We start from the raw sequence: 15,514 nt of genomic DNA on the forward strand, positions 1-15,514 counted from the left end.
GCGCATTCTTATTGCGGGTTGGCACGGGTGCTGGAGAGCAACGACTTCAGGCTTGCCGCCTTCGGTTTGACCAGCCAGAACTTGCGCAGGTAGTCGTCCAGGTTTTCCAGCAGGGTCGCGCCCCACTCACTCGATGTTTCCTGGACGTACTCGGCGAGTACGCGCTCCAGGTGGCTACGGTAAGCCTCCATCGACTCATTGTTGATCCGCTGAATTTCCACCAGCTCGTGGTTAACGCGGTCGTAGAAGCTGTTATCCAGATCAAGCACGTAGGCGAAACCGCCGGTCATGCCGGAACCGAAGTTGTAGCCGGTTTTGCCCAGCACGCAGACAAAGCCGCCGGTCATGTATTCGCAGCAATGGTCGCCCGTGCCTTCCACCACAGTGTGCGCACCGGAGTTACGCACGGCGAAACGCTCGCCCGCAGTACCGGCTGCAAACAGCTTGCCGCCAGTGGCGCCGTACAGACAGGTGTTGCCGATGATGGCGCTGTCCTGGGTCTTGAACGGGCTGCCTTTCGGCGGGGTGATCACCAGCTTGCCGCCGGTCATGCCCTTGCCGACGTAGTCGTTGGCGTCGCCTTCAAGGTATAGGTTCAGACCACCGGCGTTCCACACACCGAAGCTCTGGCCCGCAGTGCCCTTGAAGCGGAAGGTGATCGGCGCCTTGGCCATGCCCTGGTTACCGTGTTTGCGGGCGATTTCGCCGGAGACACGGGCACCGATGGAACGGTCACAGTTGCAGATTTCCAGATCAATCTCAGCACCGCTGGCTGCCTCAATCGACGGCTTGACCAGCTCGACCATCTTCTCGGCCAGCAGGCCTTCGTCGAACGGCGGGTTGCGATCAACCAGGCAGAACTGCGGTTTGTCAGCCGGAATGTGGTCGCTGCCGAGCAACGGCGTCAGGTCAAGATGACCCTGCTTGGCGGTTTCGCCTGGCAGCATTTCCAGCAGGTCGGTACGCCCGATCAGCTCTTCCAGGCTGCGGACACCCAGCTTGGCCAGCCACTCGCGGGTTTCTTCGGCGACATAGGTGAAGAAGTTCATCACCATTTCGACGGTGCCGATGAAGTGATCCTTGCGCAGCTTGTCGTTCTGCGTGGCCACGCCGGTGGCGCAGTTGTTCAGGTGGCAGATACGCAGGTATTTGCAACCCAGGGCGATCATCGGCGCAGTACCGAAGCCGAAGCTTTCGGCGCCGAGGATAGCCGCCTTGATCACGTCGAGGCCGGTTTTCAGGCCACCGTCGGTCTGTACCCGTACCTTGCCGCGCAGGTCGTTACCGCGCAGGGTCTGGTGGGTTTCGGCCAGGCCGAGTTCCCACGGCGCACCGGCGTACTTGATTGAGGTCAGCGGCGATGCGCCGGTACCACCGTCGTAACCGGAGATGGTAATCAGGTCGGCATAGGCCTTGGCCACACCGGCGGCGATGGTGCCGACGCCGGCTTCCGCCACCAGCTTGACCGACACCAGTGCCGCCGGGTTGACCTGCTTGAGGTCATAGATCAGCTGCGCCAGGTCTTCGATGGAATAGATGTCGTGGTGCGGCGGCGGCGAAATCAGGGTCACGCCGGGCACGGCGTAACGCAGACGCGCAATCAGGCCGTTGACCTTGCCGCCTGGCAGCTGGCCACCTTCGCCGGGCTTGGCGCCCTGGGCGACCTTGATCTGCAGCACTTCGGCGTTGACCAGGTATTCCGGGGTCACACCAAAGCGGCCGGTGGCCACCTGCTTGATCTTCGAGCTGCGCACGGTGCCGTAGCGGGCCGGGTCTTCACCGCCCTCACCGGAGTTGGAGCGCGCGCCCAGGCGGTTCATCGCTTCGGCAATCGCTTCATGTGCTTCAGGCGACAGCGCGCCGAGGGAAATCCCGGCAGAGTCAAAGCGCTTGAGAATCTCGCTCATCGGCTCAACCTGATCCAGCGCCAGCGGCTGATCAGCCAGCTTGAGCTTGAGCAGGTCGCGCAGCATCGACACCGGGCGGGTATCAACCAGCGTGGTGTATTCCTTGAACTTCTCGTAGCTGCCCTGCTGTACAGCGGCCTGCAGGGTGTTGACCACATCCGGGTTGTAGGCGTGGTATTCACCGCCGTAGACGAACTTGAGCAAACCGCCCTGCTGGATCGCTTTGCGGTTGTTCCAGGCTTCGCCCGCCAGCAGCTTCTGCTCGGCTTCGATATCGACGAAACGCGCACCCTTGATGCGGCTGGCCACACCCCGGAAGCACAGCTCGGTGACTTCATCGGACAAACCAACAGCTTCGAACAGCTGCGCACCGCGGTAGGACGCCACGGTGGAGATACCCATCTTCGACAGGATCTTCAGCAGGCCTTTGGAGATGCCTTTGCGGTAGTGCTTGAACACTTCATACAGATCGCCCAGCACTTCGCCGGTACGGATCAGGTCGCCCAGCACTTCGTACGCGAGGAACGGATACACCGCCGAGGCGCCGAAGCCCAGCAGCACCGCGTAATGATGCGGATCACGAGCAGTCGCGGTCTCAACCAGAATGTTGCAGTCGCAACGCAGGCCTTTTTCAGTCAGGCGGTGGTGTATCGCACCAGTCACCAGCGAGGCGTGAGCCGGCAGCTTGCCCGGAGCGATATGACGGTCAGACAGAACCAGCAGCACCTTACCGGCGCGCACCGCTTCTTCAGCCTGATCGGCCATGTTGCGCACGGCGGCTTCCAGACCAATCGATTCGTCGTAGTTCATGTCGATCAGGTGACGCTCGAAGCCTGGGCGATCCAGGTTCATCAAAGCGCGCCACTTGGCCGGCGAGATCACCGGGCTGCTAAGAATCACCCGTGCAGCGTGCTCAGGCGACTCCTCGAAGATGTTGCGCTCGGCACCGAGACAGATCTCCAGCGACATGACGATGGCTTCACGCAGCGGGTCGATCGGCGGGTTGGTGACCTGCGCGAACTGCTGACGGAAGTAGTCGTACGGCGAGCGCACGCGCTGGCTGAGCACGGCCATCGGCGTGTCATCGCCCATGGAGCCGACCGCTTCCTGGCCTTGTTCGCCCAGCGGACGCAGTACCTGGTCACGCTCCTCGAAGGTGACCTGGTACATCTTCATGTACTGCTTGAGCTGGTCGACGTCGTAGAACGCCGAACCGTGGTCACGGTCTTCCAGGGTCGCCTGAATGCGCTGGGCACTCTTGCGCATCCACTGCTTGTAGGGATGACGCGACTTCAGGCGGTTATCAATGTCGTCGCTGCCGAGGATCTGCCCGGTTTCGGTGTCCACCGCAAGAATCTGCCCTGGGCCTACGCGGCCCTTGGCTAACACGTCCTCAGGTGCGTAATTCCACACGCCGATTTCCGAGGCCAGGGTGATGTAACCATTCTTGGTGGTGACCCAACGCGCCGGACGCAGACCGTTACGGTCGAGCAGGCACACGGCATGGCGGCCATCGGTAAGTACCACACCGGCCGGACCATCCCAGGGCTCCATGTGCATGGAGTTGTATTCGTAGAACGCGCGCAGGTCGGCGTCCATGGTTTCGACGTTCTGCCAGGCTGGCGGAATGATCATGCGCACGCCACGGAACAGGTCGATACCGCCGGTGACCATCAACTCAAGCATGTTGTCCATGCTCGAGGAGTCGGAACCCACGCGGTTAACCAGCGGGCCAAGCTCTTCGAGATCAAATATCTGGTCGTTGGCGAACTTCAGGCGACGCGCCTGAGCCCAGTTGCGGTTACCGGTGATGGTGTTGATTTCACCGTTGTGCGCCAGGAAGCGGAACGGCTGCGCCAGCGGCCATTTCGGCAGGGTGTTGGTGGAGAAGCGCTGGTGGAATACGCAAATGGCGGTCTGCAGGCGCTCGTCACCCAGGTCCGGGTAGAACTGCTGCAGGTCGGCCGGCATCATCAGGCCTTTGTAGATGATGGTCTTGTGCGAAAAGCTGCAGATGTAGTGATCGCTGTCAGCCGCGTTGGCCACCGAGGAACGACGACGGGCGCTGAACAGCTTGATCGCGAATTCCTGATCGGACAGGCCTTCACCGCCGATAAACACCTGCTCGATCTGCGGTAGACGCTCAAGCGCCAGACGGCCGAGCACGCTGGTGTCGATTGGCACTTTGCGCCAGCCGACCAGGCTCAGGCCAGCCGCGAGAATCTCACGATTCATATTTTCGCGGGCTGCTTCGGCTTTCACCGGATCCTGGTTGAAGAACACCATGCCGACGGCGTACTGCTTGGGCAATTCGACGGCAAAGTGCTGTTGGGCCATGGCCCGCAGGAAAGCATCAGGCTTCTGAATCAGCAGACCGCAACCGTCACCGGTTTTACCGTCGGCGTTGATCCCGCCGCGGTGGGTCATGCATGTCAGGGCTTCAATCGCGGTCTGCAGCAGGTGATGGCTAGCCTCACCCTGCATATGGGCGATAAGGCCGAAGCCGCAGTTATCCTTGAACTCATCAGGACGGTACAAACCTGCTTTCATAGGGACTCTCACCAGACGGCCTATCACAAGGCAATTACTTTCTAATTCAACCACTTACCATGCGCGCAGGACTAAGCCCCAGCTTTGCGCAGGCGAAAGGGCAGTCATTGTACATACCCACCTAGGCCGTCACAAATCTTAGTGACGAAGCCTTGAAAAAATATGTCGCTAAAACGAAGGATAAGACCGGAAGGTCGTGGTAGCGACCGACCGGTCAGCGCAAGCGCTGAAGTGTATCAGCTAGCGCGCCTGGGCAATCTCTTGCTGAATGCCAGCAAAGTTACGCGGCCACGGCTTACCAGCCTGCACTTTCGCAGGCAGGGTGCGCAAGGCTGCCTGCGCCGCATCACGCGTAGCAAAACTGCCGTAGGTGACGACGTACAGCGGCTTACCCTGATGCTGCTTTTTGAAGTAGTGATAATCCGCACCATTGGCTTTTACAAAAGCCTGCGCACCACTTTCCAGCCGAGCACCGAGAATCTGCAGTGTATAGCGCGAGCCCGCCTGCGCGGCATACCAATCACCGCCAGCCGCCGGCTTGGCCGCAGGGGGCGGAGCTTTCGGCTTTTCTGGCGACGGTGCCGTTGTGACCACCGGCGCAACCGGCTTGACCGCAGGCGCAGCAGGCGGTGCAACCACAGGCGCTACCTTGACTGGTTCAGACACCACAGGCGGCACCGGAACACTCACTGATACAGCCGGCTCAGGCGCGATATCCGCAGCACCTGACGCACCCACAGCGTCAGCTTCTTCCGCACCACTCAAACCAGCCGCCTGCGCCAAAGGTTCACGAATCACCGGCTGCGCTTCGCCTACCAAAGGTAGCGGCAGTGGTTGATTGGCACCCTCAAATTGAATCGCCGGCGCAACCGCCGGAGCAGCTGTCGCGCCTGACTCCACAACCACTGCAGGCGGAGGAGTTTCACCGAGTGGCAACTGCGCAATCACCGGCGCATCAACATCCTCAACCACTCGTCCTTGCATAAACCAGGCAGCCAACACACCGATAGCCACCACACAGAGAGCCAGCAAATGCTTGCGCGGCAAGCTGAAAGAAAAACCACCACGGTTCGCCGCACCGCGCTGCGCCAACATCGCCTCAACCAGCGACTCGCGCGCAACCTGATTGATTACGCCCGGCCAGCCGGCAGATTGCTCATGAATATCGGCGACCTGGTCATCGCTCAACACCTCAATTCCCTGCCCCGCACCCTCAAGACGCTGAGCCAGATACTCGCGCGTCTCATCCTCACTGTAAGGCTGCAACTCGATGACATGAAAGCACTCATCACCCGCCGCCACATGCTCGAGACGCGGCAGCAGCTGCGAATCAGCAAACAGAAAAACATGCGGACGCCCTTCGGCATTGCCGACCGCCAGACTCAGCAAGCTGGTCAACGCCGCATCACTGAGATCCTCAGCATCGTCAACCAGCACATAGACTTCCTGCCCGGTCAGCGCTAATTGCCCAACCTGCGCCAGAATGGCCGGCAACTCTGGCCGTTGCACCTGCAGTCCCTGCGCGACCTGACGCAGAATACTCGCCGGATCCGAAGCACCCTTGGCGGACACCACAACACTCTGCACTGCCTGTTTATTGGTACTGGCTACCAACGCCTGGCGCAGCAAAGTTTTACCGCTACCGTCCGGCCCACTGACCACCAGCAACAACTGGCTATAGCGCGCCAAATGGTGCAACTGACCAAGTACCGGCTTGCGCTGCGCTGGAAAAAATTTAAACCCCGGAACCCGCGCAGCAAAGGGGTCATGGGTGAAGTGGTAATGATCGAGAAACGCTTCGTCAGCATGCAGACTTGTCATGGGACACTCGTTAATTTTTAAGCTGAGCCAGCTGCGCTGCATAGTCTGCGCTCAGCGTGGCATTCAAAACTTCCCGGGGAAAATCACCGGTTACAACCGCTTCACCCAAGCCGCGTAGCAACACGAGGCGCAGCTTGCCATCAAGCACCTTCTTGTCGACCGCCATATGCTCCATAAAATCCTCAGGCGTCATTTCCTCAGGCGGAGCAACCGGCAAGCCTGCAGCAACAAACAACCGAACGGCTCGCTCACGCTCGGCTGCGCTGATCCAGCCCAACCGTTCAGACATATCAAGTGCCATAACAGTACCCGCCGCCACAGCCTCACCATGCAGCCAAGCGCCATAACCCTGATGCGTCTCGATCGCATGACCAAAGGTATGCCCAAGATTCAACGTAGCGCGCACACCGGACTCACGCTCATCAGCCACAACAACGCGAGCCTTGGCCGCACAGGAATGAGCGATTGCTGCAGTCAGCGCCTCCTGATCAAGGGCGCGCAATGCGGACATATGCTCCTCAAGCCAGGACAGGAATGGCTCATCACATATCAAGCCGTACTTGATTACCTCGGCCAGACCCGCAGACAACTCACGCGCAGGCAAGGTAGCCAGCGTACCGGTATCGATCAACACGGCTTGCGGCTGGTAGAAAGCACCGACCATGTTCTTTCCCAACGGATGATTGATACCGGTTTTACCGCCAACCGATGAATCAACCTGCGACAGCAGCGTGGTTGGTACCTGGATAAAGCTCACACCACGCTGATAACACGACGCTGCAAACCCGGCCATATCACCAATTACACCACCACCCAGAGCGATCACCGTCGTGCGCCGATCATGCCGCGCACCCAACAACCCATCAAAAACCAGCTGCAGGGTTTCCCAGGTTTTGTAACTCTCACCGTCAGGCAGAACAACAGAGGTAACCGCATAGCCTGCGAGCGAACACTCAAGTGCAGCTAGATAAAGGGGAGCAACTGTCTCATTGGTCACTATCGCGACTTGCCGACCGACAATATGAGCTGCCAACAAATCAGCACGAGTCAACAGCCCAGCACCGATATAGATCGGGTAGCTGCGTTCACCAAGATCGACATGAAGAGTTTGCATAAAGCCCCCAGGTTACAAAGGGGCCTAGGATAGCGCAGTTCAGCCTGCGCTTTAACGGGGAGAAAGCGCCTCTAGACGTTCAAGAATCTCCTGCACCACCAGACGAGGCGGACGCTCGTCGGTTTCAACCACAACGTCGGCGATTTCACGGTAAAGCGGATCGCGAAGAGCCAATAACTCAGCCAGAACCTTACCCGGATCCGCCGAACGCAACAGTGGGCGATTGCGATCACGCGAAGTGCGTTCCACCTGCTGCTCAACAGAAGCATGCAAGTAAACAACATGACCGCCACGCCTAAGAGCAACACGATTTTCGGCGCGCATGACCGCGCCACCACCGGTTGCCAAGACCATACCGTCAACATCGCAAAGCTCTGCGATTACCGCCTGCTCACGCTCACGAAAACCCTGCTCACCTTCAACATCAAAGATCCAGGGAATATCCGCGCCCGTGCGCTGCTCAATCTCTTTATCAGAGTCCTTGAACGGCAACCGCAATTCTTTAGCAAGCAAACGCCCGATGGTGCTTTTACCAGCACCCATCGGGCCAACGAGAATCAAATTCCGCACTGAATCAACGACTCACCGCAACGGCTTGGTTGTTCATGATGCGTGGAGTCAGGAAAACAAGCAGTTCGGATTTTTGCTCTTGAACACTATCACGCCTGAATAGCCGACCTACGTAAGGGAGCTCACCTAGGAAAGGGACTTTATCAACAGACCTTGTTTGAGTATTGGAAAACACACCACCAATTACAATGGTCTCGCCATCACTTACTAAAACTTTCGCATTCACCTCATTCTTATCGATAGGAGGAATACCATTGAGCGCGCGTTCAAAGTTCGGCGCATCTTTTGTTACCTTTACCTCCATGATTATACGATTATCCGGCGTAATTTGAGGTGTAACCTCTAAAGAGAGAGCCGCTTCTTTAAACGACGTTGTGCTAGCACCACTAGAACTCGCTTCCTGATAAGGAATCTCTGACCCCTTAAGAATCTTGGCCGTTTCCTTATCAGAAGTTACTACTTTAGGCTGGGATACAATTTCACCATTACCTGTTTTCTCCATAGCAGAGAGCTCAAGATCTAAAATAGTATTGTCTGTTATAAAGCCGATGCCAATCCCCGATGTAGCCCCATCAACGCCAAGATCCACAAAATTACCAAGCGATGGAGTAGGATTTTGAACACCCGGGTTCTGGCCATAACCAGGAGCCCCGACACGATTACCACCGCTACCACCAACGACAAAATTGCTATTACCGACACGCGCACCACGCCAATTGACTCCAAGCGCTTTATCGTAGTCAACGTTGGCCTCAACAATTCTCGCCTCAATCATAACCTGACGCACAGCAACATCAAGCTGGGAAACTATACGACGAAGTTCATCTAAACGAGCTTGTGTTTGGTAGGCAATAATACTGTTAGTTCTATCATCGACCGTTATAGATCCGCGATCATCCGCTGTACCATCTGCACTTGTCACTGACTGAAAAAGCTTTGCCATATCGGACGCCTTGGCATAATTCACCTGAATCAGCTCACGACGCAAAGGCGCCAGCTCAGCAATCTGCTTTTGTGACTCAAGCTCCTGTCTTTCACGCGCAGCTATTTCATCTGCAGGGGCCACAAGAAGCACATTACCAATCTTGCGCTTATCTAGACCCTTCGTTTTCAGAACTAGGTCTAGTGCCTGATCCCACGGAACATTCTGCAACCGAAGTGTAATATTTCCAGTAACAGTGTCACTAGCGACCAAGTTCAAGTCCGTGAAATCCGCGATCAATTGCAAAACCGATCGAACATCGATATCTTGAAAGTTAAGAGAAAGCTTCTCGCCGGCATAGGCAAAGCTGTCGGCTTTACGCTTATCTGCCTCAGACTGAGTCAACGGCTTAACGCTTAAAGTCAATTTATTATCAGCCTGGTATGCCAAGTAGTCATAAACACCAGACGACTCAATGACAACGCTAACCTTATCAGATGCACTAGTAGTACTTACATATTGCACCGGAGTAGCAAAGTCTTTCACATCGAGCTTTACACGAAGAGACTCTGGCAACTGTGTCTTGGCAAAATCTAAGCGAATTCTACCACCTTGATCTTGTATATCAGGGCTTACAGACGCATCAGACAAGGTTATAACCACATTACCCTCACCCTGCTCGCCACGCTGAAAGTCTATATTGCTAATCCCCCTCACTGGTGGAGAGTATTTCTTCGCTGGAGCAACGAACTTAGCAACAGCAGAACCGACCGCAGCAGTCGGAATTTTAGAGCTCTCACCAACCACAACAAAGAGACTGCTCCCCTCTGCGCGAGTGTGATATGGGGAAAGACTCGATAGGTTAATTACAAGCCGAGTACGATCTTTCGCCTCGACCACGGTAACACTACGAGCGTTACCAACGCCGAGCTCTCTATTCTTCACACCCAACTTGTTCGAAACCCCGGGCAAGTCAAGCGCAATTCGTGCAGGCTGCTCGATTGTATAACCACGAGGAGCGAGCACAGGCTCGTCAAAAGTCAGCTTCAATTCAACGCGATCCCCCGGCAAAGCTGCAACGTCAAGCGCCATTAAATCAGCAGCCATCAACGACGGAGAAAGAAGCGCAGCAAGAAGAGGGAGGCCAATAAAAGAGGGGGATATGTTCATAATCATATTCCACTGAGCAGATCGGTTATTTTTTTTCATATTCATTCCGCCCTAGTTAAGAGCGCTCCTTTAGGGACAGGCTACGCGGCCGTTCCAACCAACCACCCTCACCATCCGGAACGATTTCAATTACATCAATTTTGGATTCGTCTATAGCAAGTATTCGCCCATGGTTTCGGCCGAGATAATCACCCACCCGAACCCGGTGAACACCCCCTGCACCATTCACCAGTGCAAAAGAGCCAGCATCATTAGCCAAGGTTCCGACCATTACAAAGGCTTCTATATTGAACCCTTCAAGAAATTGCTTAGTACGTGTTTCATCGGGCTTTATGTCTTTAGAGCCTTTCTGCCGATCCACCATCTCCAATTTGACTGGAGGTTGAAATGGGCTTCTCAATGCAGCAGCGCTGTATGCAAAGCTTTCATAAGGTTGAAATTTGGGCAACGGTTCAATTTCACCTTTAGGACGCGCACGCACCTCATCCATATACGCTTGCAGGTCAGAAAAGTCACCACCGTCACCGCAACCGGAAATAATAAAAATCGATAGCAGCAAGAATACGCATCTGAAAAATATCACTGCGCGCCCCCCTTATCATTATAGCGATAAGTTTTGGCCAAGATACTCATACGCAACTTCGACGAGCCATCAGTACTCGCCGGCACCAAATTAAAATCATGCAAGGTAACAATTCGGGGAAGACTTGCAACACCACTAACAAACGTTGCCAGATCGTGATAAGCGCCCACCACAGTGATCTGGATAGGCAGTTCTATATAAAACTGCTGAGCAGCCTCAGGTAAAAGTTTAATCTCCTCAAATTCTAAACCACTCCCCAATCCAGTCCTGGTTATATCCTCCAGCAACCCAGGAACTTCCGTATCACTTGGAAGCTGCTTTAAAAGCGCACCAAATGAAATCTCCATTTCCTGCATCTGCTCTTTGTAAGCATCGAGATTTGCAGCTTGAAAAGCCTTACTTGAGAACTGCTCTTTCAGCGAGACCTCCTCAGCCTGCTTCCCCTCTAGCTGAGCCTGTAAGTCTTTAAGATGAAAATTGTAACCCAGTGCAACAACACCCATTAACAACAAAGCACCTGCGATAGATTTTACAGCTGCGGGCCAAGAACCAATGTTGTTGAGATCAAGATCATTTAAATCAATCTGCCGCAGACTTTCTAAGGAATCATTAAGACTCATTGCTTAGCCTCCTCTGTCGCAAGCGCAGGCTGGGTCTGCTGCACGCTCAATTGAAAGACATTAGCCTGGTCAACTGCGCCTGCTGTCACAGACTTCACTTCAGTAAGGTTTGGCGCAGTTAGCCATTCAGATGCATCCAAATTACGCATAAGGTTTGATACGCGATTGTTAGACTCGGCAGCACCAACAATAGCAATATTCTTCGCGGTCATTTTCACACCAGTGAAATGAACACCATCCGGCAATGTTCGAACCAGCTGATCGAAGACACGGCCAATAATAGGCCGATTACCCTGCAAATCCTGGATAATCTTCATTCGCTCAAGAAGCTGCTGACGACGAGTTTTCAACTCACTGATTTCTTTAATCCGAGCATCCAGAACAGCAATTTCCTTACGGACAAACTCATTACGAGCATCCTGCTGCTCAATTGCACCATTGAGATACTGATCCCCGAGAAAGACAGCGCCTGCCGCAACAACAAACACACCCGCAAGCGTCACCAAAAAGCGCTGTTTGCGCTCTTCGCGTAGCTGCTCGCGCCAAGGGAGTAGGTTAATCCGCGCCATTAGTCGAAACTCCTCATCGCCAGGCCACAGGCAATCATCAAGGCAGGCGCATCACTGGCAAGCGCACCTGCGTTGACCTTGCCACTCAGCGCCATTTCAGCGAACGGATTGGCGACCAATGTCTGGGTGCCTATTTTTTGCTGAATCAAACGATCGAGATCGGGAATCGACGCGGTACCACCAGCCAGCAAGATGTAGTCGACATCATTGAACTGACCGGCAGCAAAGAAGAACTGCAATGAACGAGCAACCTGCTGAACCACAGCCTCTTTGAATGGCTGCAGTACTTCACTGTCATAGTCATCCGGCAAGCCGCCTTGCTTCTTAGCAAGGCCAGCTTCTTCAACGGAGAGACCATAACGACGCTGAATTTCTTCGGTAAGTTGCTTGCCGCCAAACAGCTGCTCGCGGGTGTAGATAGTGCGACCGTTGTGCAAAACGCTGAGCGTGGTCATGGTTGCGCCAATATCGACAACCGCAACCGTCAGCTCATCACGACCGCCACCGAGCTGATCAATCAACAAGCCGTAAGCCCGCTCAAGCGCATAGGCCTCGACATCAACCACTTTGGCAGTAAGACCGGCGAGCGCTAGAGCTGCCTCGCGGACCTCAACGTTCTCCTTACGACAAGCGGCAAGCAGAACTTCGACACGATCGGCATTACGCGCAGAGGTCCCCTGGACTTCGAAGTCGATCGCGACTTCTTCCAGCGGATAGGGAATGTACTGATCAGCTTCGATTTTCAGCTGATTCTCAAGCTCATCGTCGGAAAGCCCAGCTTCCATTTCGATGGTTTTGGTAATCACTGCCGACCCAGCCACCGCCACTGCAACGGTTTTCACGCCGCTCTTGGCTTTGGCGAGTACTCGCGAAAGGGCCTGCCCCACCCCTTCCAGCTCGGCAATGTTCTTTTCGACCACCGCGTTTGGCGGGAGCGGCTCGACTGCGTAAGCCTCTACCTTGTAGCGGCTTCCGGAGCGGCTCAATTCGAGGAGCTTGACGGAGGTCGAACTGATATCGATCCCGAGTAGCGTATTCGCTTTCTTATTGAAGAGCCCTAGCACGACCGATTTCCTATTGGCATCCGCGACTTACGGACTATTTATGTTTTTTCACATTAAATAACAGTCTTGACAGAAGCGCAAATGGCTACCCAGCAAAAAAACCGCTTATAATGTGATCAGTTTTTCTCTTTTAACCTTGTGTTCCGCTTAACTCGTTCTTTTATCTGGAAATCCAAAAATCTTGATGCGTCTTTTGCGTTTTTTCTGCTGGTCTTGCCTCGCCGCTTTTTGTGGCCTGGTACTCAGTTTCAGCGGGGCCTTCCTCTATCTTAGCCCCAGCCTCCCATCCGTCGAATCTTTGCGCAGTATTCAACTGCAGATTCCTCTGCGCGTTTACAGCAGCGACGCCAAGCTGATTGCCGAGTTCGGTGAAATGCGTCGCTCGCCAATCGCCTTTGCGGATATCCCCCAGGACTTCATCAGCGCCTTGCTGGCAGCCGAAGACGACAACTTTGCCAATCATTATGGCGTTGACCTTACCAGCCTGATGCGCGCTGCAACGCAAATCTTGAAAAGCGGGCAGATTCAAACCGGTGGTAGCACCATTACCATGCAGGTGGCGAAGAACTTCTTCCTGACTAGCGAAAGAAGTTTCTCGCGCAAGATCAACGAGATACTTCTGGCCCTGCAAATTGAACGGGAGCTCAGTAAGAACGAAATTCTTGAACTTTATGTGAACAAGATTTACTTGGGTAATCGTGCTTACGGCATCGAAGCGGCCGCACAGGTGTATTACGGCAAGTCCATTCGCGACGTCAGCCTTTCGCAAATGGCGATGATTGCCGGCCTGCCGAAAGCACCTTCGCGCTTCAACCCGCTGGTCAACCCGACGCGCGCCCTGGAACGTCGCGACTGGATTCTCGGGCGCATGCACAGCCTTGGACGTATCGACCAGCAGCGTTATGAAGAAGCATTAGCCGAGCCGATCAACGTCAGTTACCACGTTCCAACGCCTGAACTGGTAGCACCCTATATTGCCGAGATGGCGCGCGCCGAGATGGTTGGGCGCTATGGCAGTGAGGCGTACACCGAAGGCTTTAACGTCACCACCACAGTGCCCAGCGATCTGCAGCTGGCGGCCAATACGGCCGTACGCGAAGGCCTGATTACCTACGATCAGCGCCACGGCTATCGCGGCCCGGAAAGCCGCCTACCGGGTATGACCAAGGAAAATTGGCAAGCCGAACTGAGCAAGCAAACCTCCCTCGGCGGCCTTGAGCCAGCCATTGTCACAGCCGTTGAGAAAAGCGGGATCATGGTCCTGCTGCGCAACGGTGAAGAACATGCAGTGGCCTGGGACAGCATGAAATGGGCACGGCCGTTTCTGAATACCAACAGCCTCGGCCCACGACCACAGCAACCCGCTGACGTCAGCCAGATTGGCGACCTGATCCGCGTGCAACGTCAGGAAGACGGCAGCCTGCGCTTTGTGCAACTGCCCGCCGCGCAAAGCGCTCTGGTATCGCTGGATCCGAACAACGGTGCCATTCGCGCTCTGGTCGGTGGTTTCTCATTTGAGCAGAGCAATTACAACCGCGCCGCACAAGCTAAACGTCAGCCGGGTTCAAGCTTTAAACCCTTCGTCTACAGCGCTGCACTGGATAAAGGTTATACCGCCGCCACGCTGGTCAATGACGCACCGATCGTGTTTGCCGACGACGCGCTATCGCAGGTATGGCGACCGAAGAATGACAACAACACCTTCCTCGGCCCGATCCGCCTCCGCGAAGCCTTGTACCGCTCGCGCAACCTGGTGTCGATTCGCCTGTTGCAAGACCTTGGCATCGCCAGCACGCTGAGCTACATCGAACGCTTCGGTTTTGAGAGTAAGGATCTGCCGCCCAATCTGTCTTTGGCACTGGGCACCGCGAGCCTCACCCCAATGGAGATTGCGGAGGGCTGGAGTGTTTTTGCCAGCGGCGGCTACAAGACTGAGCCCTACCTGATAGAACGGATTGAAGACCGTACTGGCAAGCAGCTGTTCAACGCCAACCCCGCTCAAACCCCGACCGGCATTGCTCAACGCGCAGAGCAGAGCAGCGCCGTGCAACTCAGCGTTGGCGATCAACCACTGCCGCCTGAGCCGGTACTTGCCGAACAGATCATCGATGAGCGCACCGCCTACATCATGACCAGCATGCTGCAGGATGTGATCAAGCGCGGTACTGGCCGCCGCGCCATGGCCCTGGGGCGCGATGACCTGGCGGGTAAAACCGGCACCACCAACGAGTCGAAAGACAGCTGGTTCTCCGGTTACAACGCAGACTACATCACCACCGTCTGGGCCGGTTTCGATCAGCCAGAAAGCCTTGGCCGCAACGAGTATGGCGGCACCGTGGCCCTGCCGATCTGGATGAGCTACATGGGCGCAGCCTTGAAGGACAAGCCTAGCCACCTGCTGCCAGAACCCGAAGGCCTGCTGACCCTGCGCATCGACCCACACAGCGGCCGCGCGGCTACACCCGATACGCCAGATGCCTACTTCGAGCTGTTCAAGAGTGAAGACTCGCCGCCCCCCATGGGCGAATTTGAGCCTGGCATGTATATCCCTGGCAGCCCATTGCCCGCTGATGAGTCCGCGCCGATCGATCTGTTCTAAACGACTCGCCCCCAATCGCGGCAGC

Annotated in this window: 10 protein-coding genes; 1 reads left to right on the forward strand and 9 read right to left on the reverse strand. The window is 55.6% G+C overall.

Going from position 1 to position 15,514, the window contains the following annotated elements; all coding sequences use genetic code 11:
• Window positions 1–8: 8 nt before the first annotated feature.
• The 9 genes from gltB to RHP75_RS18860 all read right to left on the reverse strand — a co-directional run bounded on the left by gltB (window position 9) and on the right by RHP75_RS18860 (window position 12,890).
• Complete coding sequence (gene gltB / locus RHP75_RS18820) at window positions 9–4,457, reverse strand: glutamate synthase large subunit (RefSeq protein WP_311089534.1); 4,449 nt, start codon at window positions 4,455–4,457, stop codon at window positions 9–11.
• Between the two features lie 240 nt (window positions 4,458–4,697).
• Window positions 4,698–6,278 (reverse strand): AAA family ATPase, encoded by a 1,581-nt coding sequence (locus tag RHP75_RS18825; protein WP_311089535.1) that lies wholly within the window; start codon window positions 6,276–6,278, stop codon window positions 4,698–4,700.
• 10 nt (window positions 6,279–6,288) lie between these two features.
• On the reverse strand, window positions 6,289–7,392 hold the full coding sequence (aroB, locus tag RHP75_RS18830) for a 3-dehydroquinate synthase (RefSeq protein ID WP_311089536.1): 1,104 nt from the start codon (window positions 7,390–7,392) through the stop codon (window positions 6,289–6,291).
• A 51-nt stretch (window positions 7,393–7,443) separates the two neighbouring features.
• On the reverse strand, window positions 7,444–7,962 hold the full coding sequence (gene aroK / locus RHP75_RS18835; protein ID WP_311089537.1) for a shikimate kinase AroK: 519 nt from the start codon (window positions 7,960–7,962) through the stop codon (window positions 7,444–7,446).
• Between the two features lie 4 nt (window positions 7,963–7,966).
• The gene (pilQ, locus tag RHP75_RS18840; RefSeq protein WP_311091994.1) at window positions 7,967–10,054 is read right to left on the reverse strand and encodes a type IV pilus secretin PilQ; all 2,088 of its coding nucleotides are present in this window, start codon (window positions 10,052–10,054) and stop codon (window positions 7,967–7,969) included.
• A 55-nt stretch (window positions 10,055–10,109) separates the two neighbouring features.
• Window positions 10,110–10,634, reverse strand: a complete 525-nt coding sequence (pilP, locus tag RHP75_RS18845; RefSeq protein ID WP_409079750.1) for a type 4a pilus biogenesis lipoprotein PilP — start codon at window positions 10,632–10,634, stop codon at window positions 10,110–10,112.
• Entirely contained in the window at window positions 10,634–11,257 is a 624-nt protein-coding gene (gene pilO, locus RHP75_RS18850) for a type 4a pilus biogenesis protein PilO (RefSeq protein WP_311089539.1), read from the reverse strand. Before pilO ends, pilP begins: the two co-directional genes overlap by 1 nt.
• Window positions 11,254–11,826: a type 4a pilus biogenesis protein PilN gene (gene pilN / locus RHP75_RS18855; RefSeq protein ID WP_311089540.1), complete on the reverse strand. Its 573-nt coding sequence runs from the start codon at window positions 11,824–11,826 to the stop codon at window positions 11,254–11,256. The genes pilO and pilN overlap by 4 nt, the downstream gene beginning before the upstream one ends.
• Window positions 11,826–12,890, reverse strand: coding sequence for a pilus assembly protein PilM (locus tag RHP75_RS18860; RefSeq protein ID WP_311089541.1), 1,065 nt, complete (start codon window positions 12,888–12,890; stop codon window positions 11,826–11,828). Before RHP75_RS18860 ends, pilN begins: the two co-directional genes overlap by 1 nt.
• Window positions 12,891–13,074: 184 nt before the next feature.
• On the opposite strand from RHP75_RS18860, the gene RHP75_RS18865 reads away from it, so the two are divergent.
• Window positions 13,075–15,489, forward strand: a complete 2,415-nt coding sequence (locus RHP75_RS18865; protein ID WP_409079677.1) for a penicillin-binding protein 1A — start codon at window positions 13,075–13,077, stop codon at window positions 15,487–15,489.
• Window positions 15,490–15,514 lie beyond the last annotated feature (25 nt).

The sequence above is a fragment of the Pseudomonas sp. SG20056 genome (genome assembly GCF_031764535.1).
In the GTDB taxonomy this organism is placed as follows: Bacteria; Pseudomonadota; Gammaproteobacteria; order Pseudomonadales; family Pseudomonadaceae; genus Aquipseudomonas.

What these genes read in the sequence shown, in the direction of transcription:
- RHP75_RS18865 (WP_409079677.1), top strand. Translation starts at nt 13,075, where the DNA reads ATGCGTCTTTTGCGTTTTTTCTGCTGGTCTTGCCTCGCCGCTTTTTGT.
- pilQ (WP_311091994.1), bottom strand. Translation starts at nt 10,054, where the DNA reads ATGAACATATCCCCCTCTTTTATTGGCCTCCCTCTTCTTGCTGCGCTT.
- pilN (WP_311089540.1), bottom strand. Translation starts at nt 11,826, where the DNA reads ATGGCGCGGATTAACCTACTCCCTTGGCGCGAGCAGCTACGCGAAGAG.
- pilO (WP_311089539.1), bottom strand. Translation starts at nt 11,257, where the DNA reads ATGAGTCTTAATGATTCCTTAGAAAGTCTGCGGCAGATTGATTTAAAT.
- gltB (WP_311089534.1), bottom strand. Translation starts at nt 4,457, where the DNA reads ATGAAAGCAGGTTTGTACCGTCCTGATGAGTTCAAGGATAACTGCGGC.
- RHP75_RS18825 (WP_311089535.1), bottom strand. Translation starts at nt 6,278, where the DNA reads ATGACAAGTCTGCATGCTGACGAAGCGTTTCTCGATCATTACCACTTC.
- aroB (WP_311089536.1), bottom strand. Translation starts at nt 7,392, where the DNA reads ATGCAAACTCTTCATGTCGATCTTGGTGAACGCAGCTACCCGATCTAT.